Raw genomic sequence first — 20,346 nt, 5'->3', positions numbered from 1 at the left:
CGATTATAAAAGCACTTGCGCTGGCCCCAGGCTGCGTCTGGCCTATGCCCGGTAAAATCGTGGGTTTGGCCGCCCTGCCCCACGCTGTGCGAAGGCTGGCCCAACGTTTGCCCCTGCAAGGCCCCTGCGCCCTGCCCACCCTTCTGGAACCCCCGTGTCCTACGCCTCAGAAACCCGGCGCCGCCGCACCTTTGCCATCATTTCCCACCCCGACGCCGGTAAAACGACGCTGACGGAAAAGCTGCTGCTGTTCTCGGGCGCGATCCAGATCGCCGGCGCCGTCAAGGGCCGCAAGGCCAGCCGCCACGCCACCTCGGACTGGATGGAAATCGAAAAGCAGCGCGGCATTTCGGTGGCCAGCTCGGTCATGCAGATGCTGTACCGCGAGCACGTCATCAACCTGCTCGACACGCCCGGCCACAAAGACTTTTCGGAAGACACCTACCGCGTGCTCACCGCCGTCGATTCGGCCCTGATGGTGATCGACGCGGCCAACGGCGTGGAAGCGCAGACCCGCCGCCTGATCGAGGTCTGCCGCCAGCGCGACACGCCCATCATCACCTTCGTCAACAAGATGGACCGCGAGGTGCGCGACCCGCTGGACATCCTCGACGAGGTCGAGCGCGAGCTGGGCATGCCCTGCTGCCCCATCACCTGGCCCGTGGGCCAGGGCAAAAGCTTTGGCGGCATCATCAATCTGCGCACGCAGACCATGACGGTGTTCACCCCCGGCAGCGATCGCGGCCCGAAAGACTTTGAAGTGGTGCCGCTGGCCGAGGCCGACCGGCTGCGCGCGCGTTTTGGCCAGCCGTTTGACGATGCGCTGGAGAGCATGGAGCTGGCCGTGGGCGCCTCGGCGGCCTGGAACCACGCCGACTTTCTGGCTGGCAAACTCACGCCCGTGTTCTTCGGCTCGGGCGTGAACAACTTCGGTGTGATGGAAGTGCTCGATGCCGTGGTGGACATGTCGCCCCCGCCGGGCCCGCGCGTGAGCACGCTGCAGGTGAACAAGCAGCCCGTGGTCAAGACCATCCAGCCCGAGGACGAAGGCTTTGCCGGCGTGGTGTTCAAGGTGCAGGCCAACATGGACGCCAACCACCGCGACCGCATCGCCTTTGTGCGCGTGGCCTCGGGCAAATACACACCGGGCATGAAGCTCAAGGTGCAGCGCACTGGCAAGGAGCTGCGCCCCACCAGCGTGGTCACGTTCATGAGCCAGCGCCGCGAGGCGGTGGAAGAAGCCTACGCGGGCGACATCATCGGTTTCACCACGCACGGCGGCGTGCAGCTGGGCGACACCATCACCGACGGCGCCAACCTGCAGTTCACCGGCCTGCCCTTCTTCGCGCCCGAGCTGTTCATGACGGTGATCCTGAAGAACCCGCTGCGCACCAAGCAGCTGCAGCAGGGCCTGGCCCAGCTGGGCGAGGAAGGCGCCATCCAGGTCTTCCGGCCCGACGTGGGCGGCCCCATGCTGCTGGGCGCCGTGGGCCAGCTGCAGTTTGAAGTGGTGCAGCACCGCCTGAAGGCAGAATACGACGCCGATGTGCGCCTGGAAGGCTGCCAGTACACGGGCGCGCGCTGGATCAGCGCCGACAGCCCGGCCGACCTGCGCGCCTTTACCGACGCCTACCCCATGCGCCTGTCGCACGACGCGGCCAATGCGCTGGCCTACCTGTGCACCAGCCCCTATGACGTGCGGCTGGCGCAGGAGCGGTTTCCGAAAATCCACTTTCATCCGCTGCGCGAGCATGCGGGCCTGGCGCTGGACAGCAACCACTGATGACGGCGCCCGTGCCGGCATTCCTGCGCCCCCTGAGCGAGTGGCCGGCACCGGCGCCGGGCCAGCTGCTGGGCGTGCTCACCGACATCGACGACACCCTGACCACCGACGGCGCCATCACCCCCGATGCGCTGCAGGCACTGGCGGCGCTGAAGGCCAGCGGCCTGCAGGTGATTCCCATCACCGGCCGGCCGGTGGGCTGGAGTGAGCCGTTTGCCGCTGCCTGGCCCGTGGATGCCATCGTGGCAGAGAACGGCGCGGTGGCACTGCTGCCCGCAGATGAAAATAATGGTCAAATCGGCATCAAGCCCTTATCCAATAAGCGCCAGCAGCTATCAAAAATATACCAACAGGACCCCGCCACGCGTGCCGCCAATTACACCCGCATGCAGCAGGTTCTGGCCCAGATTGAGCGCGAGGTGCCCGGTGCCCGCCGCGCCACCGATTCGCCGGGCCGCGAGACCGACATCGCCATCGACCACAGCGAATTCACCCATCTGCCGCAAGACGCCATCGACCACGCCGTGCGCATCCTGCGCAGTGCGGGCATGAACGCCACGGTGAGCAGCATTCACATCAACGGCTGGTTTGGGGCGCACAACAAACTTGAGGGCGCACGCTGGATCGTGCGCGAACTGTTCGGGCGCGACCTCGATGCCGAGATCGACCGCTGGGTGTATGTGGGCGACTCGACCAACGACCAGCTCATGTTTGAGCACTTCCCCCACAGCGTGGGCGTGGCCAACATTGCGCGTTTCGTGCCCCAGCTCACGCACCTGCCGCGTTATGTGACACAGGGCGAGCGCGGCGCGGGCTTTGCGGAGGTCGCGCGCGCGGTGCTGGCGACACTTTGATGTCATCCGGCAAGGCCAGCGGCGCCCCGGCACACCCAAGCTGCGCTAGAGTTGGGTATGGACTTGATCAACACACTCCGACACTGGCAGGCCATCGACCGGACAAGGGAGCGCCAGCCCAGTGAGAATCTCATGGTGGCCGGCCTTGGGCTGGCCCTGATCGCCGTATCCCTGCGTTCAGAGCGTCGCGGCACGGCGGCGCTGCAGGCCGCTGCGGGCGGGGCATTGCTTGTACGGGCGGCACGAGGCAGCCGCTACCTGACCCGTGACCCCGACCCGCGCCTCAACGGGGCGTGGGACGCCCACCTGGCTGACGCCCGCGAACTGGGCCTGGACTGATGTGGCGGCTGCAGCCTTGATGCCCTTTAGCGCCGTATCGCTGCACCGATAAGCAATAACCGCTACCGAAAACAGAGCATTACTGCCCCTTCGCCAGCCCCAGCTTCTCGATCAGCGCCTTTTCGCGCGTGAAGGTGTCCTGCGCAAACTTCTGGTAGGCCGCGGTGCCCATGTACATGGGCAACATGTCGTAGCGTGCCAGCGCTGTCTTGTAGCTCTCTTGCTCCATGGCCTGCTTGAAAGCATCGTGAAGGCGCTTCACCACCGCGGGCTGCGTGCCCTTGGGTGCGCCGATACCGAACGGCGAGTTCTGCACGATGTCCAGGCCCAGTTCCTTGAGCGTGGGCGCTTCAGGGAACTTGGCCAGACGCTCGGCGCCCCAGGTGTTGAGCACGCGCAGCTTGCCGGCCTCGACCTGGGGAGCAAAGCCCGTGGAGTCGGCCGCCGCCATGATGTTGCCGCCCAGGATGGACTGCATGAGGTCGGCGCTGCCCTTGTAGGGCACATGCAGCAGTTCGATGCCGAGCTTTTGCGCGATCAGCTCGGTGGTCAGGTGCGGGCTGGTCATGGTGCCGGTGGAGCCGTAGCTGAGCTTGCCCGGGTTGGCCTTGGCCCAGGCGACGAAATGCGTCCAGGTCTTGAGCGGCGAATCGGCCGGCACCACGATGCCGAAGGCATAGCCGGTGACATTGATCACATAGCTGATGTCCTTGACCGGGTCCCAGTTGATCTTGGTGGTGTAGGGCAGGCGGAACACGCCCAGCGGGATCTGGGCCAGCGTGTAGCCGTCGGGCTGGGCCGTCTGCAGCGTCTGTGCGGGCAACGTTCCGCCAGCGCCGGGCTTGTTCTCGACGATCACCGGCTGACCCAGAATCTTGCTGGCGTTGTCGGCCAGAACGCGCATGGAGATGTCGGTGGGGCCGCCTGCAGGGAAGGCAATCACCAGCTTGACCGGTTTGGCAGGAAAACTCTGGGCGCTGGCAGTGCCCAGGGAGGCGGTGGCGAGAGCGGCTGCGCCCCACTGGATGATGTGTCGACGTTGCATGGTGTGATCCTGAAGGAAGGAAATATCCCATTGGACCGCAGTTGATGCACCGCAGCACTGAGGAAAGCACCTACCGACTGTCGCCAAGGCGGCAGCTGTTGACGGACGCGCTCAGTACCGCTGCGGCACATACATTTCGGGAGGCACGGGCTGGCGCAGGTATTCCGGGTTGCGTACCCGCGCTGGTAACTCCACCGGGGCGTGCGGCACCTCGTGGTAAGGCAGTTGGCCCAACAGGTGCGCAATGCAGTTCAGGCGCGCCTTTTTCTTGTCCACCGCCTGCACCACCCACCATGGGGCTTCGAGGATATGGGTGCGCTCCAGCATGGTTTCCTTGGCCTTGGTATACGCCTCCCAGCGCACACGGCTTTCCAGATCCATGGGGCTGAGCTTCCACTGCTTGAGCGGGTCGTGGATACGGCCCAGAAAGCGCAGGTGCTGCTCGTCGTCGGTGATGGAGAACCAGTATTTGATGAGCGTGATGCCCGAGCGCACCAGCATCTTCTCGAACTCGGGCACGGTGCGAAAGAACTCTTCGTACTCGTCGTCGGTGCAAAAGCCCATCACGCGCTCGACGCCCGCGCGGTTGTACCAGCTGCGGTCGAACAGCACCATCTCGCCGGCAGCGGGCAGGTGCGCGGCGTAACGCTGAAAGTACCACTGCGTGCGCTCGCGGTCGTTGGGTGCGGGCAGCGCGGCCACGCGCACCACGCGCGGGTTCAGGCGCTGGGTGATGCGCTTGATGACGCCACCTTTGCCGGCTGCATCGCGCCCCTCGAACAGGATCACCACTTTCTTGCGCGTATGCTGCACCCAATCCTGCAGCTTGACCAGCTCGCCCTGCAGGCGAAACAGCTCCTTGAAATAAGCCTGGCGCTCCGCCCGGTCGGTGATGTGGCGGCCCTCCAGCTCGTCGATGTTGCGGTCTTCGAGCTCGAGTTCGATCTCTTCGTCATAGCTGTCCACCAGGTCGCTGGCGATGCGTCGCATCAGGTCGTCATGGTCATGCAGTGAACTGGGCAGCGTCATGGCAATGGGCTCCTGTAAAGAGCCGGCCATACTGCCCACTTAAGATGACAAATATATGTCAATACCATGACGACGCGCATGGAGCACCAGGCAGTTTGAGCAGGGCAACGAGCCCCCTCAGAGCACGCAAGCGCTCAGAGCCTGTTCAAAGCGGACGCTGCACGTCATTCTCGGACTCCCTGCGCCAGCACATCGGCATCACACCCCGCGCCGGCCGCAATCCAGCGCCGGGCCAGCCATGCCAGCGAGCGCAGAGCCCATGGATTTGTCCATCCCGTAACCGCCCCCGGGTCGCTCACCACGCCGCACAGGTAGCGCAGCTCCACGTCGCTCCAGCGCAACGCTACACACGCCCCCGCGCGACGGCGCGACACCCACATTCCCACCGGGCACGGCTCCACCAGGCAGCACAGGCCGCACCCGTTGCACGACGCCCCTTCTGCAGGCTTGGAGGGCGCTTCGGGGTGCAGCCAGACCACGGGGGTGGCAGAGGTCTTGCGTCCCGTGAGATTGAGCTTCTCCACATTCATGTCGTCAGCGCGCCAGCACGTGCGCCAGCGCCTTGCCCGTGTGCGTGCCCGCCGCCACCACATCCTCGGGCGTCGCTGCGGCAACGATGCGCCCGCCTGCGTTGCCGCCCTCCGGCCCCAGGTCCAGAATCCAGTCGGCCTCGGCGATCACATCCAGGTCGTGCTCGATCACGACCACGCTGTGCCCGCCATCGACCAGGCGGTGCAGCACGCGGATGAGCTTGTCCACATCAGCCATGTGCAGGCCCACGGTGGGTTCGTCCAGCACATACAGCGTGTGCGGCGCCTTCTGGCCCCTGCGGCCGACCTCGTCGCGCACCTTGGTCAGCTCGGTCACGAGCTTGATGCGCTGCGCCTCGCCACCACTGAGCGTGGGCGACGGCTGGCCCAGCGTGAGGTAGCCCAGGCCCACGTCCTTCAGGAGCTGCAGCGGGTGCGCAATGCTGGGCATGGTGGCAAAGAAGTCCACGGCCTCGTCCACCTCCATCTGCAGCACATCGCCAATGCTCTTGCCGCGCCAGGTCACGGCCAGCGTCTCGGGGTTGAAGCGCGCGCCGTGGCAGGTTTCGCACGGCACCTTCACGTCGGGCAAAAAGCTCATTTCGATGGTGCGCACGCCCGCGCCTTCGCAACTGGGGCAGCGGCCTTCGCCGGTGTTGAAACTGAATCGACCGGCCGCATAGCCGCGTGCCTTGGCCTCCAGTGTTTCGGCAAACAGCTTGCGGATGGTGTCCCAGAAGCCGATGTAGGTGGCGGGACATGAACGCGGTGTTTTGCCGATGGGCGTCTGGTCCACTTCGAGCACGCGGTCGATGCTCTCAAAGCCCGACAGGCCCGTGCAACCCACCAGCGGCGGCGCCTTGCCCGCGTCCATGGCATCGCGCCCGGCGCGGGTAGCGCGCTGTTGCACCCAGGCCTGCACGTTGGCCAGCAGCACGTCGCGCGCCAGCGTGGACTTGCCCGAGCCGCTCACGCCCGTCACCGCCACCAAGCGGTGCAGCGGCACGGTGGCCGTCACGTTCTGCAGGTTGTGCAACTGCGCGCCGTGCACAGTGAGCCAGCGCATGGCGGCGCGTTCCTTGGCCTCGGTCAGCGCGTCGGCCGCCAGCGCTGCGGCCTGTGCGGCGCGCTTCTTGACGGCAGCACTCTGCCGACCGGTGGGCGCTGCCGCCTCGGCCTGGGCAAAAGCCGCCGTGGCTTCGGCACTGACCTCGCCGGGCGCCATGCTGCGGCGCAGCTGCAGCGGGTGCTTCATGGCGTGCAGCAGGTAGCGGCCGGTTTGCGAGTCGGCCGCGCCCGTGATGTCGGCCACGCTGCCCTGCGCCACCAAATGCCCGCCGCGTTTGCCGGCGCTGGGGCCAATGTCGATGATGTGGTCGGCGCGGCGGATGGTGTCTTCGTCGTGCTCCACCACCACCAGCGTGTTGCCCTTGTCGCCCAGCTTGTGCAGGGCGTTGAGCAGGATCTGGTTGTCGCGCGCATGCAGGCCGATGGTGGGCTCGTCGAGCACGTAGCACACGCCCTGCAGGTTGCTGCCCAGCTGCGCGGCCAGACGAATGCGCTGCGCCTCACCCCCACTGAGCGTGGGCGCGCCCCGGTCGAGCGTGAGGTAGCCCAGGCCGACTTCTTCCAAAAATTCGAGGCGGCTCTGGATCTCGGGCACGAGGTCGCGGGCAATGTCGCTTTCACGTTGAGTCATGCGCTGGGGCATGCCGTCCGCTCCGCGCAGGGTCTCGATCCAGCGGCGTACGTCGGTCACCGACAGCGCGGCGATGTCGGTGATGCCGACTCCTGCAAACTTCACGGCGCGGGCCGTGGCGTTCAGGCGTGTACCGCTGCAACTGGGGCAGGCGGTATCAGCCAGGTCTTCCACCTCGGGCTCGGCAAAGGTCTGCTCGCGGCCTTTTTCCTTGTCGTCCTGCACCGAGTCGTCAAACACCTTGCGCTGGTCCTTGGTGAGCTTGACGCCCGTGCCCACGCAGTCGGGGCACCAGCCGTGTTTGCTGTTGTACGAGAACAGGCGCGGGTCCAGCTCGGCATAGCTGGTGGCGCACACGGGGCAGGCGCGCTTGGTCGAAAAGGCCTGCAGCTGGCCGATGCCTGCGGTGGGTGCGCCGCCCGCCATCGCGGCGCGCAGGTCGGTGAGGTCGCTCAGCACATGCACCACGCCCTTGCCGTGCGTGAGCGCGTCGGCCAGCGCCTGGCGCAGTACGGCTTCGTTCTCGGGCGAGACATCGAGGCTGGCCACGGGCAGCTCGATGGTGTGCTCCTTGAAGCGGTCGATGCGCGGGAAATTGGTGGTGGGCAAGAAGTTGCCGTCCACGCGCAGGTGGGTGTAGCCACGCGGGCGGGCCCAGTCAGCCAGTTCGGTGTAAACGCCCTTGCGGTTCATCACCAGCGGCGCGAGCAGGCCGATGTGCTGGCCGCGGAACTGTGTGAGCAATTGCGCCGCGATGCTCTCGGGCGTCTGCGGCTGCACGGCGGCGCCGTCCTTCGTGCAGTGCTGGGTGCCGAGCTTGACGTACAGCAGGCGCAAAAAGTGCCACACCTCGGTGGTCGTGCCCACGGTGGACTTGCGGCCGCCGCGCGACAGGCGCTGCTCAATGGCCACGGTGGGCGGGATGCCGTAGACCGCATCCACCTCGGGCCGCCCTGCGGGCTGCACGATGCTGCGGGCGTAGGCGTTGAGCGATTCGAGGTAGCGGCGTTGGCCTTCGTTGAACAGGATGTCGAAAGCCAGCGTGGACTTGCCCGAGCCGCTCACGCCCGTCACCACATTGAACTTGCCACGCGGAATGTCCACGCTCAGGTTCTTGAGGTTGTGCTCCTTGGCGTTGACGATTTCAATGACGTTTTTGGCCTCTAGCGCTTTACCAGCATGCGCAAGCAGCTCTCTTTTTCGTAGCGCCGCTGCCTTTTCGTGCACCGAATGCCCGCCTACACCCAAGGTCAGCTCGTAGTCGCGCAGCGCCTGCCCGGTGTGCGAGGTGGCGTGCGCCCGCACGTCCTCGGGCGTGCCCTCGGCCACGATGCGGCCACCTGCATCGCCGCCTTCGGGGCCCAGGTCGATGAGCCAGTCGCTCGCGCGGATCACGTCCAGGTTGTGCTCGATGACGATGAGCGAGTGCCCTGCGTCGATGAGCTTGCGCAGCGCGCGCATGAGCTTGGAGATATCGTCAAAGTGCAGACCCGTGGTGGGCTCGTCGAACAGGAACAGCGTGCCCTTGCGCGCCACGGCCTGGCGCGATTTGGACGCGCTGCGCGCCGCCTCGGCCAGAAAGCCCGCCAGTTTGAGCCGCTGCGCCTCGCCCCCGCTGAGCGTGGGCACGGGCTGGCCCAGCGCCACGTATTCGAGCCCCACATCCACGATGGGCTGCAGCGCGCGGATCACTTCGCGGTCGCCCGCAAACAGGTCGGCCGCCTCAGCCACCGTGAGGGCCAGCACGTCGGCCACGTTCATGCTCACCGTTCGTCCTGAGCTTGTCGAAGGGCGCTCGATGGTGATTTCCAGAATCTCGGGCCGGTAGCGCTTGCCATCGCAATCGGGGCAGCGCAGGTACACGTCGCTCAAGAACTGCATCTCCACATGTTCGAAGCCCGAACCGCCGCAGGTGGGGCAGCGCCCGTCGCCGCTGTTGAAGCTGAACTTGCTGGCGGTGTAGCTGCGCTGTTTGGACAGCGGCGCCACGGCAAAGAGTTCGCGGATGCTGTCCCACGCGCCCACGTAGCTCACGGGGTTGGAACGCGCGGTCTTGCCGATGGGCGACTGGTCCACGAACACCACGTCTGACAGATGGTCGGCGCCCAGCATGCGGTCGTGCGCGCCCGGCGCATCGGTGGCCTTGCCGAAGTGGCGCAGCAGCGCGGGGGCCAGCACGTCCTGGATCAGGCTGGACTTGCCCGAGCCGCTGACGCCGGTGACGGTGACCAGCCGCTGCAGGGGGAATTCGACCGACACGTTCTGCAGGTTGTGCTCGCGCGCGCCTTCGAGGATGAGGCGCGGCGTGGATTCCGTCACCATGCGCTTGAAGCCAAAGCCCACATGCTTGCGGCCGCCCAGGTAGGCGCCGGTGAGCGTGTCGGCATTGCGCAGGTCGGCCGTGGTGCCGTCAAACACGATCTGCCCGCCCAGGCGGCCCGGGCCGGGGCCCATGTCGATCATGCGGTCGGCCGCGAGCATCACAGCCGGGTCGTGCTCCACCACCACCAGCGTGTTGCCCGCATCGCGCAGGCGCAGCATGGCTTCGGTGATGCGGTGCATGTCGCGCGGGTGCAGGCCGATGCTGGGCTCGTCCAGCACGAACAGCGTGTTGACCAGGCTGGTGCCCAAGGCGGTGGTGAGGTTGATGCGCTGCACCTCGCCGCCGCTCAGGGTGCGGCTTTGCCGGTCGAGCGTGAGGTAGTCAATGCCCACGTCGCACAGGTATCTGAGGCGGGTGGTGATTTCTTCGTGCAGCAGCTTGAGCGCTTGCGCGTCGCCGCCCTTGGCGTCGTCGCCCACCGGTAGCTGCATGCGGTCAAAGAACTGGCGCAGGCGGTCGATGGGCAGCAGCATCAGGTCGTGCAGGCACAGGCCGGGCAGCGCTTCGAGCTGTTCGCGCGACCATTGCACCCCCTCGGGCATGAAGCGTTTGCCCGGCTCCAGCACCGCATCGGCATCTTCCTTGCGGCCGATGCGCCAGAGCAGGCTTTCGGTCTTGAGGCGTGCACCGGCGCAGGTGGGGCACGGCGTGTAGCTGCGGTATTTGGACAAGAGCACGCGGATGTGCATCTTGTAGGCCTTGCTCTCCAGGTACTCAAAGAAGCGTTGGATGCCGTACCACTGCTGGTTCCACTTGCCATTCCAGTTCGGCGAGCCGTGGATGACCCACTTCTTGTGCTCGTCGGTCAGCTTGTTCCAGGGCGTGTCGCGCGGAATGCCGGCGGTCTCGGCGTGGCGCATGAGGTCGTCCTGCGCTTCTTTCCACGCGGGGGTCTGGATGGTCTTGATGGCACCGGCGCGCAGCGTGAGCTTGTCGTTGGGGATGACCAGGCCGTAGTCCACGCCAATCACGCGGCCAAAGCCCCGGCAGCTGTCGCAGGCGCCCACGGCGGAGTTGAACGAGAAGGCCGACGGAATGGGGTCGCTGTAGCGCAGGTCGCTATCGGGGCAATGCAGGCCTGTCGAGAAGCGCCACAGTTCGTGCGTTAGTGTTCCAGATTCCGTTCGCGTTGAGCTTGTCGAAACGCTGTCCCGGCCTTCGACAGGCTCAGTCTGAACGGCCAGGGGGATGACATAGACATTCAAGCGCCCCGTGCCGCGCTTCAGTGCCACTTCGATCGCCTCGATCACCCGCGCTTTCTCAGCGTTGCCCAGGCGAAAGCGGTCGGCCACCACATCCAGAACTTTTCGGGAACCGGTAGGCGTGGCCACTTCGCGCTCGGCCTGCACCTTGGTGAAGCCGCTGGCGGACAGCCATTGCTCGACCTGCTCAGCGCTGGTGTTCGCAGGCAACTCCACGGGGAATGTCAGGACGAGGCGCGGATCTCCTGCTGCGGCGCTGCGCTGCTGCAGCTCCGCATAAATGGTCTCGGGCGTGTCGTGCCGCACGGGCTGCGCCGTCTGCCTGTCAAACAACTGGCCCGCACGCGCGAACAGCAGCTTGAGGTGGTCGTTCAACTCCGTCATCGTGCCCACGGTGGAGCGGCTGGAGCGCACGGGATTGGTCTGGTCAATGGCAATGGCCGGGGGCACACCCTCGACCTTGTCCACGGCGGGCTTGTCCATGCGGTCGAGGAACTGGCGCGCGTAGGCGCTGAAAGTTTCCACATACCGGCGCTGGCCTTCGGCATACAGCGTGTCGAACACCAGGCTGGACTTGCCCGAGCCGCTGGGGCCCGTGACCACCGTGAGCTCACCGGTGCGGATGTCCAGATCCAGGTTCTTGAGGTTGTGCTGGCGTGCGCCGCGGATACGGATCAGTCCCTGGGTCATGGAGGCGGTCTTTCGGGTGTGAGGCGAAACATTCTAGGACGCCCACCGCGGCAGGCAACCACACAGCGCATTACCCCCAGCAGCAGCTGCCAGGCTTGCTTTCTGGCCACGACGTCTTCAGTAGTTGGACGCAACTGCAGCAATAGACGCTTTCCATTCGCTTTCGACTGGACACTGTCCCCCTCGTATGCCGTAAAAAATGGCATCTTGCGCCCCAAAGGACGCTGCAGCGAGCCCCTGACCCTGACCGCCATGTCCACCAAGCCAACCCTCCGCTCGCTACAGAGATCCATCGACATCGCACTCTTGCGAGCAAGCGCAGACCAATGAAAAAGGCCTTGCATCTACATAGATGCAAGGCCTTTTCAGCTTCCATTGCGTCAGCTAGCAAAGCCAGCTGACGATCGGGAATTAAAAGTTGTGGCGAACGCCCAAAGCCAGCGAACTGAAGTCCTGGCCACCGGCGCCCGTCATATAGGTCGCGCCAGCCTTGTTGTCCACCTTTGTGTAGAAGGCGTACACCTTGGTCCGTTTGCTGAAATTGTAGTTGTAGCCCAGGGTCCACTGCGTAGCAGAGCTGTCAGCGATCTCGCTCCACTTGCCAGCACGGCCGACGTTTACGTGGAACTCGGACGCTCCCAAGGCGTACATACCAGCCAAGCGGAAGTTGTTGCGGGTGCCCTGCAATGTCTCATCATTGCGCTGGTAATAACCACCAACGGTGAATTGACCAAAAGTGTACAGAGCGCGCAGCCCCATCTGTTTGTCATCATCAACTTGGCTATAACCAGCGCCAAGGGCCAAAGCCCCCACGTTGTAATTGGCGGCCAGGTCGTAGCCATTCTTGTTGTTGGTACCAGCGGCCTTTTCGTGCAGGTTCACAGCAGCATCAACGGTCAGGCCGCCGAAGCTGGGGGTGCGGTAACCAATCTTGTTCTTGGTACCCAGACCGTTGAACCAAACGGGGTCCTGGTACAGGGCGTCGGAAGACGAACCCGTGTCATGGTTGTGCAGGCCCACATAGTCAGCCGTGGCGTAATACGACTCAGGCGTGAAGTTGCCCAAACGCACCATACCAAAGCTGCCAGACAGATTCACTTCGCTTTGACGACCGAAGTTGATACCAGAACCCGTGCTGGCAAGACCAGGCCAGCCAGTGCCAGCGCCGGTAGTGGAGTCGAAACCGCTTTCCAGTTGGAAGCCAGCCTTCAGGCCGCCGCCCAGATCTTCCGTGCCCTTCACACCGAAGCGCGAAGAGTTGTTGAACAGACCGGTTTTGGTCACATCGCCGTCTTTTGACGTTCCACGGTGGTGTTCACACGGCCGTACAGCGTGACGCTGCTCTGGGCCATTGCAGCGGTGGTGCCGGCAACAGCCAGGACAGCCAGGACAACGCGGGTCATTTTTTGCATGAGATTTCCTTTGATACTAGTTGCCTTCAGGAGGCGCACAGGCAGTTTCAGTTTTTTACTGGACTACCGAAAATGCTTCGGGAACCCGATCTTATGGCGCGTCTTGTTTCAACGCACTATTTGCTGAAAGTTTGATGACACGAGTGATGCGCCGCCACAACAGTTGCATCCACTCCCGCTACGCCGCACCGCCACGGTGCACAAACCGCACCATTTGCGTCACGGTGAAGGGCGGGAAAACACCGTTACGGTGCGCTTGCAGCGGGCGCCGCAGCGGGTGCGGCCGCACTGGCGGGCGCCTCTGGCGCATGGAGGGAGTCGGCACCGTGTTTTTCACCGGACATGTCCACCTTGTCACCGGCCTTCATGATGACGAACAGCGACAGGGCCGCAAACAGCACGAAACCTACGACGATCTTCCACATAACTTGTATCTCCTGGGGATGATGGGGGGGCTTGCTCAACAAAAGGGCCTCGCAGCTCTGGATGGCAGCGTGCGAGGCCCTTTTCTGGAACACAGTGCCCGCGCTCCGTGACGGAGGCCGGCACTGGCCACATGGCGGTGTGACCGTCAGTCGTTGGCGTAGATATCCACGTCCTTGGTCTCGCGGATGAACAGCGTGCCGATCACCAGGGTCATGCCCGCGATGATGATGGGGTACCACAGGCCGTTGTACATGTTGCCGGTTTGCGCCACGATGGCAAAAGCCGTGGTGGGCAGCAGGCCGCCGAACCAGCCGTTGCCGATGTGGTAAGGCAGGCTCATCGAGGTGTAGCGGATGCGGGTCGGGAACATTTCCACCAGCATGGCGGCAATCGGGCCATAGACCATCGTCACCAGCAGCACCAACCAGAACAACAGACCCACCGTCAGGACCTTGTTGGTCTTGGCGGGGTCGGCCTTGGACGGGTAACCGGCCGCCTTCAGGTCTTCGGCCACTTCCTTCTTGAAGGCGGCGATGGCCTTGGCGGACGCTTCATCGAACTTGAGGTTGACCACGTTGCCGGTGGGCGCCTCGACCGTCTTGTCACCGATCTTGATCACGGCCGGCGAGCCCGCTGGGCCTGCCACGTTGTCATAGCTCACCGAGTTCTGCACCAGGTAGCGCTTGGCGATGTCGCACGAGCTGCGGAAATCGATTTCGCGCGCCACCGGATTGCCCTGGAACGAGCACGATGCCGGGTCGGCCGTCACCACCACGCCAGCCGAGGCCTGGGCACGGGCCAGGTCCGGGTTGGCCGCTTCGGTCAGCGCCTTGAAGACGGGGAAGTAGGTCACCACCGCCAGCAGGCAGCCGGCCATGATGATGGGCTTGCGGCCGATCTTGTCCGACAGGGCACCGAACACCACGAAGAAAGGAGTGCCCAGCAGCAGCGCGGCAGCGATCATCAGGTTGGCAGTGGTGTTGTCCACCTTCAGTTGCTGTGTCAGGAAGAACAGCGCGTAGAACTGACCCGAATACCAGACCACGGCCTGGCCAGCCGTCAGGCCGACCAGTGCCAGGATCACGATCTTCAGGTTCTTCCATTGGCCGAACGACTCGGTCAGCGGTGCCTTGGAAGTCTTGCCCTCGGCCTTCATTTTCTGGAAGGCCGGTGATTCCGACAGCGACAGGCGGATCCACACCGAGATGCCCAGCAGCAGGATGGACACCAGGAACGGAATGCGCCAGCCCCAGTCCTGGAACACGGCTTCACCGAGGCTCAGGCGCACGCCCAGAATTACCAGCAGACTCAGGAACAGGCCCATCGTGGCCGTGGTCTGGATCCAGGAGGTGTAGGCACCGCGCTTGCCGTGCGGCGCATGCTCGGCCACATAGGTGGCGGCACCGCCATACTCACCGCCCAGCGCCAGGCCCTGCAACATGCGCAACGCAATCAGGATCACCGGGGCCGCGACGCCGATGGTGGCGTAGCTGGGTAGCAAGCCGACGATAAACGTCGACAGGCCCATGATCAGGATGGTGACCAGGAAGGTGTATTTGCGCCCGATCATGTCGCCCAGGCGGCCGAACACGATGGCGCCGAATGGCCGCACCAGGAAGCCTGCCGCAAACGCCAGCAGCGCGAAGATGAAGGCCGCGCCCGCATCCAGTCCGCTGAAGAACTGCTTGGCAATGATGGCCGCCAGCGAGCCGTAGAGATAAAAGTCGTACCACTCGAATACGGTACCGAGCGACGAAGCGAAGATGACCTTCTTCTCTTCGGCGGACATCGGCCGCGGTGCGGGATGTTGCGTTGCCATGGTTGTCTCCTTGGATTTATTGAATTTACAGGCACATACAAATTACCTGTGGGGTCACTATCCATTGCGCTACTGACACCGCTCTGACGCGTTTCTTACAGAAATTGACACGAAACTTCCGCGATTCTTACGGCTTGGGTAGTAACCCTCGCATGGCATTTTTTGATGCGAAAAATAGCCGGGTAATTGCTTACCAACCCGTTTTCTTCCCCGCCGGCGCAGCGCCCCATTTCCGGCGCGCATGCCACTGCAACACCCCGTTTCGTAAGCGCTTGGTCAGTGCGAATTCTCAGAATTGCGCCATGCGGTGCGACATGCCGCCCCACATTGCGCTTTCAGCGCACAACCTTGAGGAGAGACATCCATGAGCGACCCGATGGTCCAGAAAATACAAAGCCATCCGAAGTACCTGGAATTGCGCACCAAGCGCAACCGCCTGGGCATCTTCCTGACGGCACTGATGCTGGTCGTGTACTACGGCTACATCGCCCTGATTGCCTTCGACAAGCCGTTCCTGGCGCAGCCCATTGGCGCCGGCGTGACCTCGCTGGGCATTCCGATCGGCATGGGCGTGATCATCTTCACGATCGTGATCACCGGCATCTACGTGCGCCGCGCCAATGGCGAATTCGACACCCTGACCAAAGACATCCTGAAGGACGCATCGCGATGAACGCCATCCAAAAACACGCAGGCAGCGCCCTGGTGCTGCTGGCCTTGCTGGCAGCATCCGGCGCGGCGCAAGCGGCCGGTGCCGACCTGGGCCAGGCCGCCAAGCAGGCGACCAACTGGACGGCCATCATCATGTTCGGCGCCTTCGTCGCCGGCACGCTGTGGATCACCAAATGGGCGGCGGCCAAGACCAAGTCGGCCTCCGACTTTTATACCGCTGGTGGCGGCATCACCGGCTTTCAGAATGGCCTGGCGATTGCCGGCGACTACATGTCGGCGGCCTCGTTCCTGGGCATTTCGGCGGCCGTGATGGCCACCGGCTACGACGGTCTCATCTACTCCATCGGCTTCCTGGTGGGCTGGCCCATCATCACCTTCCTGATGGCCGAGCGGCTGCGCAACCTGGGCAAGTTCACCTTCGCCGACGTGGCGGGCTACCGCTTTCAGCAAGGCCCCATCCGCGCGTTTGCCGCCTCGGGCACGCTGGTGGTGGTGGCGTTCTACCTGATCGCGCAGATGGTCGGCGCCGGCCAGCTCATCAAGCTGTTGTTTGGCCTGGAATACTGGATGGCCGTGGTCATCGTTGGCGCGCTGATGATGATCTATGTGCTGTTTGGCGGCATGACCGCCACCACCTGGGTGCAGATCATCAAGGCCTGCCTCCTGCTGGCGGGTGTGACCTTTATGGCCTTCATGGTGCTGGCGCAATACGGCTTCAGCCCCGAGGCGCTGTTTGCCAAGGGCGTCGAAGTGCGCACGCAGATCGCCGCCAACACCGGCATGTCGGCCGAAGAGGCAGCCAAGAAGGGCCTGGGCATCATGGGCCCGGGCGGCTTCATCAAGGACCCGATCTCGGCCATCTCGTTCGGCATGGCGCTGATGTTCGGCACCGCCGGGCTGCCGCACATCCTGATGCGCTTCTTCACGGTGCCCGATGCCAAGCAGGCGCGCAAGTCGGTGCTGTGGGCCACCACCTGGATCGGCTATTTTTATGTGCTGATCTTCATCATCGGCTTTGGCGCCATCACCCTGGTGCTGACCAACCCCGAGTTCGCGGATGTCGTCAAGGGCGTGATCCACGGCGGCGCGGGCACGGCCAACATGGCGGCGGTGCTGGTGGCCAAGTCGGTGGGCGGCAACATCTTCTATGGCTTCATTTCGGCGGTGGCGTTTGCCACCATCCTGGCCGTGGTGGCGGGCCTCACGCTCTCGGGCGCCTCGGCCGTTTCGCACGACCTGTATGCCACGGTGTTCAAGAAGGGCAAGGCCGACAGCGCCGCCGAACTGAAGGTTTCGCGCATCACCACGCTGGCCCTGGGCCTGATCGCCGTGGTGTTGGGCATTGTTTTTGAGAAGCAGAACATCGCGTTCATGGTCTCGCTGGCCTTTGCCATCGCCGCCTCGGCCAACTTCCCGGTGCTGTTCCTGTCGGTGCTCTGGAAAGACTGCACCACGCGCGGCGCGGTGATTGGCGGTTTCCTGGGCCTGATCTCGTCGGTGGGCCTGACGGTGGTGTCGCCCTCGGTGTGGGAAGCCACGCTGGGCTACCCGGCCGGCTCGGCACTGTTCCCCTACACCTCGCCGGCGTTGTTCTCGATGACCATCGGCTTCGTGGGCATCTGGCTGTTCTCGATCACCGACAAGAGCGCCAACGCCGCGCGCGAGCGCGCTGCGTTCCCGGCACAGCAGGTGCGGTCGGAGACGGGCTTCGGGGCAGCAGGCGCATCAGGCCACTAAGACGGCGCAACCTTGCGGCGCAGCGGCATTCCCGCTGTGCCGCACCACCCCAGCCGGGCCATCCTGCCCGGCTTTTTTGCGTCTGCCACAGGGTCTGCACCACCGCCGATTACTATCAAAACAATAGCTATTAGCGCTTGATGGATAAGCGCTACAGACCGTTTTTACTCAAAGACTAATGCAGCATTGGCTGCAGCCCAGGTTCAGCCTGCGCCCTGCAACTGGCGCAGCTTGATAAAGGCCAGCGCCGCCATGACAGCGTCGTTCAGTGCGTCGTGCGCCTCGCGCCGGGGCAATCCCAGGTCGTCCATCAGGGTGGCAAAACGCAGGTCGATGTCGGCGTTGTCCTGCTGCTGGTAGGGCGGAAGTTGCCGGAACTTGTGCTCGTAATACAGGGCTGACACTTCAATCTTGGGCTGCGGCAGCCTCATGCCCAGCAGCGGCCAAATGGCGCGGTTGAGCATGGCCACATCGAATTCGAGAAAGTAACCCACCAGCGGGCGGCTGCCGATGAAGTGCAGCAGCTGGTGCATGGCCTGCGCCAGCGGCAGGCCCTGCGCCACGTCCCGCTCGCGCAGGCGGTGGATGCGCACACTGTCGGCCGGCACGCCTTTGCCCGGGCGCACCAGCAATTCGAGCCGCTCGCTGGTCAGGATGCGTTGGCCCACGATGCGCACGGCACCAATGGCGATGATTTCATCGCTGCGCCGGTTCAGCCCCGTGGTCTCGCAGTCGAGGGCCACCCATTCATCGGGCGGCGGCGGATCGAACAGGAAGGCATAGGCCGGATCGGCCAGGTGGTAGAGCAGCCATTGGCGCCGCAATGGCGCCAGCCAGCCGTGCGGACCGGTGACTGCCTTCACAACATGTCCAGCCGCAGGCGCTGGTGAAGCAGCACCTTGAAGCGCTTGACCACGGCCAGCGCGTCTTTGAGCAGGTCGCGCTCCAGGCTGCTCAGGCGTTCGGGATCGACATGGCCGGTGACCGCGCGGCCGGTGTCGATCTCGGCCAGGCCGGCCTTCAGGCGCAGGCCCATCAGGAAGTGCAGGCTCTGCACCAGCTCGTCGCCCAGCGCCGCTTCGAGCATGCCATCGGCCACCAGGGCCGCGATGCGCTCGGCCGTGCCGGTGGCGGCCACGCGCCGGGCCAGGGCCAGGCTGCGCACGCCGTGCACGATGGGGAAGATGCCCGCCTTTTTCAGGCTGATGGCGTGGCCTTCGTCGCCCAGGCCGAACAGACGGCTCCACCAGCCCGCGGGGCCGCCAAAGTTTTCGATTGCCGCGGCAAAACGCGCCAGCACGGCGTCGTTGTCGGTGGCCAGCGCCATCACGCGCTCGCGCACGGTGGCCAGCAGCGCGGCGTCGCCCGCCACCGCGTGCGCATCGAGAAAGATCGCCAGCTGCATGAGGCTGTCGCCCTCGGGCTGCAGCAGCCACTGGCGCACGCGCTGGCTGAAGCTGCTCGCCGTGCCGCGCCAGTCGGGGTTGCTGACCATGATGCGGCCGGGGCATTCGGGGTAGCCGAAGCTCGCCAGCACTTCGGAAAAGCGCTGGCAGATGGCATCGAGCTCGGGCGGCGCGGTGTAGCCGTCGCGCAGCACCAGGCCGTTGTCCTGGTCGGTCTTGAGCAGTTGCTCGCCACGCCCCTCGCTGCCCATGACGAACAGGCAGCTGTGGGCCACCAGGTCGGCCGGCGCCACCATGGCCCAGGCGCGCTCGAACAGCCGGGCGTTGAGCTGCTGCACCAGCCTTGCCATCAGGCCGATGCGCGTGCCGCCGCGGTACAGCGCCGCGATCAGCCGCGTGATCTGCGCCGCCGCCTGCGCCAGCGCGGGCAGGTCCTGGGCATGTTCGATCTGCACCGTGATCAGGTGCGAATGGTTGGCCAGGAAGCTGAACAGGTCCAGCGCCTCCAGGATGCCGCGCACCTGGCCGCCGTCCTCCACCACCACGAGACGGTGCACGCGCCGGCGCAGCATGAGCGCCATGGCGTCGCCCAGCAAATCCGAAGGCCGCATGGTCACCACCGGGCTGCTCGCCAGCTCGCCCACGGCCAGCTCATTCAGCGGGCGGCCATCCAGGATGGCGCGCTGCAGGCTGGTGTTGGTGAAGATGCCCAGCCCGCCACCGGGCACGTTGTTCAGGCCGGTCACCAGCACACTGGTGGTGCGCTGCGCCTGGAACAGCCGCACCACCGAGACGATGTCGGTGCTGGCATCCACGGTGTGCGCCGGGCGCAGGAAGGCCTGGTCCACGCGTGCCATGGTGAGCGACTGGCGCTCGTGCTGGTCGGCGCGCTGCGCCAGCGCGCTGAGCTTCTGGCCCAGGTCGGAAAACAGCAGCGCGCCGAACGTGGTGTTGCGCGCGATGAGTTCGTTGACCGCCTCGCGCGCGAGCTGGTAGGCCACCACCTCCTCGGCCGCCACGAAGCGGCTGCCCACGCGCCCGGTCATCAGGCCGCAGCCGTCAAAGCAGTCGTCGGGGCCGTAGCTGGCCAGCACCTCGTCGCCCTCGGTCTGCGTGACGTAGCCCTTGATGATGACGAACAGGTGCGTGGGGGCCACGCCCACGTCCAGCACCACGGCGCCTGCGGGGAAATACGCAATATCGACGCTGGCGCGCACCAGGCGCTGTTCGTCCGGGCTCAGGCAGTCAAAGGGCGAGGCGGCAAAGTTGAAAGCATTGGGCATGGTGGGGCGATGAAGGGGCCGCTGGGACGAACGGCCG

At 64.8% G+C, this 20,346-nt stretch carries 13 protein-coding genes and 1 pseudogene; 5 read left to right on the top strand and 9 right to left on the bottom strand.

What is annotated here, in order from left to right; all coding sequences use genetic code 11:
* Positions 1-154: 154 nt before the first annotated feature.
* The 3 genes from CCX87_RS03435 to CCX87_RS03425 are packed head-to-tail and all read left to right on the top strand — an operon-like array spanning position 155 to position 2,976.
* On the top strand, positions 155-1,783 hold the full coding sequence (locus tag CCX87_RS03435) for a peptide chain release factor 3 (RefSeq protein ID WP_087743750.1): 1,629 nt from the start codon (positions 155-157) through the stop codon (positions 1,781-1,783).
* Positions 1,783-2,637: an HAD-IIB family hydrolase gene (locus CCX87_RS03430; RefSeq protein ID WP_198314760.1), complete on the top strand. Its 855-nt coding sequence runs from the start codon at positions 1,783-1,785 to the stop codon at positions 2,635-2,637. The genes CCX87_RS03435 and CCX87_RS03430 overlap by 1 nt, the downstream gene beginning before the upstream one ends.
* Positions 2,638-2,694: 57 nt before the next feature.
* Positions 2,695-2,976 carry a hypothetical protein gene (locus CCX87_RS03425; protein WP_086913346.1) on the top strand — a complete coding sequence of 94 codons (282 nt, stop codon included), beginning with the start codon at positions 2,695-2,697 and terminating at the stop codon, positions 2,974-2,976.
* A gap of 79 nt (positions 2,977-3,055) precedes the next feature.
* Here the strand turns inward: CCX87_RS03425 and CCX87_RS03420 are convergent, their stop codons facing one another.
* The 7 genes and pseudogenes from CCX87_RS03420 to CCX87_RS03385 form a co-directional block, all read right to left on the bottom strand.
* Positions 3,056-4,021 (bottom strand): Bug family tripartite tricarboxylate transporter substrate binding protein, encoded by a 966-nt coding sequence (locus CCX87_RS03420; protein WP_087743748.1) that lies wholly within the window; start codon positions 4,019-4,021, stop codon positions 3,056-3,058.
* Positions 4,022-4,132: 111 nt separating this feature from the next.
* Positions 4,133-5,050 carry a polyphosphate kinase 2 gene (ppk2, locus tag CCX87_RS03415; protein ID WP_087748152.1) on the bottom strand — a complete coding sequence of 306 codons (918 nt, stop codon included), beginning with the start codon at positions 5,048-5,050 and terminating at the stop codon, positions 4,133-4,135.
* A gap of 164 nt (positions 5,051-5,214) precedes the next feature.
* Positions 5,215-5,580 (bottom strand): hypothetical protein, encoded by a 366-nt coding sequence (locus CCX87_RS03410; protein ID WP_087743746.1) that lies wholly within the window; start codon positions 5,578-5,580, stop codon positions 5,215-5,217.
* A 4-nt stretch (positions 5,581-5,584) separates the two neighbouring features.
* Complete coding sequence (gene uvrA, locus CCX87_RS03405; RefSeq protein WP_087743744.1) at positions 5,585-11,554, bottom strand: excinuclease ABC subunit UvrA; 5,970 nt, start codon at positions 11,552-11,554, stop codon at positions 5,585-5,587.
* Between the two features lie 411 nt (positions 11,555-11,965).
* Positions 11,966-12,966: pseudogene (locus CCX87_RS03395) on the bottom strand (porin).
* Between the two features lie 245 nt (positions 12,967-13,211).
* Complete coding sequence (locus CCX87_RS03390) at positions 13,212-13,391, bottom strand: hypothetical protein (RefSeq protein ID WP_086913359.1); 180 nt, start codon at positions 13,389-13,391, stop codon at positions 13,212-13,214.
* Positions 13,392-13,537: 146 nt separating this feature from the next.
* Positions 13,538-15,211: an MFS transporter gene (locus CCX87_RS03385; RefSeq protein WP_087743741.1), complete on the bottom strand. Its 1,674-nt coding sequence runs from the start codon at positions 15,209-15,211 to the stop codon at positions 13,538-13,540.
* A 364-nt stretch (positions 15,212-15,575) separates the two neighbouring features.
* On the opposite strand from CCX87_RS03385, the gene CCX87_RS03380 reads away from it, so the two are divergent.
* Entirely contained in the window at positions 15,576-15,884 is a 309-nt protein-coding gene (locus CCX87_RS03380) for a DUF485 domain-containing protein (RefSeq protein ID WP_087743739.1), read from the top strand.
* Entirely contained in the window at positions 15,881-17,620 is a 1,740-nt protein-coding gene (locus tag CCX87_RS03375) for a cation acetate symporter (RefSeq protein ID WP_087743737.1), read from the top strand. Before CCX87_RS03380 ends, CCX87_RS03375 begins: the two co-directional genes overlap by 4 nt.
* A 203-nt stretch (positions 17,621-17,823) precedes the next feature.
* On the opposite strand, the gene CCX87_RS03370 is transcribed toward CCX87_RS03375, so the two are convergent.
* Together CCX87_RS03370 and CCX87_RS03365 are read right to left on the bottom strand one after the other, a co-directional pair.
* Positions 17,824-18,483, bottom strand: a complete 660-nt coding sequence (locus CCX87_RS03370; protein ID WP_087743735.1) for a 3'-5' exonuclease — start codon at positions 18,481-18,483, stop codon at positions 17,824-17,826.
* A complete protein-coding gene (locus tag CCX87_RS03365) occupies positions 18,480-20,309 on the bottom strand; it encodes a DUF294 nucleotidyltransferase-like domain-containing protein (RefSeq protein WP_087743733.1) in 1,830 nt (609 codons plus the stop codon). Before CCX87_RS03365 ends, CCX87_RS03370 begins: the two co-directional genes overlap by 4 nt.
* Positions 20,310-20,346: the final 37 nt, after the last annotated feature.

Origin of the sequence: Acidovorax sp. T1, assembly GCF_002176815.1 — a bacterium.
Lineage (GTDB): Bacteria > Pseudomonadota > Gammaproteobacteria > Burkholderiales > Burkholderiaceae_C > Acidovorax.
This window is presented reverse-complemented; position numbering and strand designations above follow the sequence as displayed.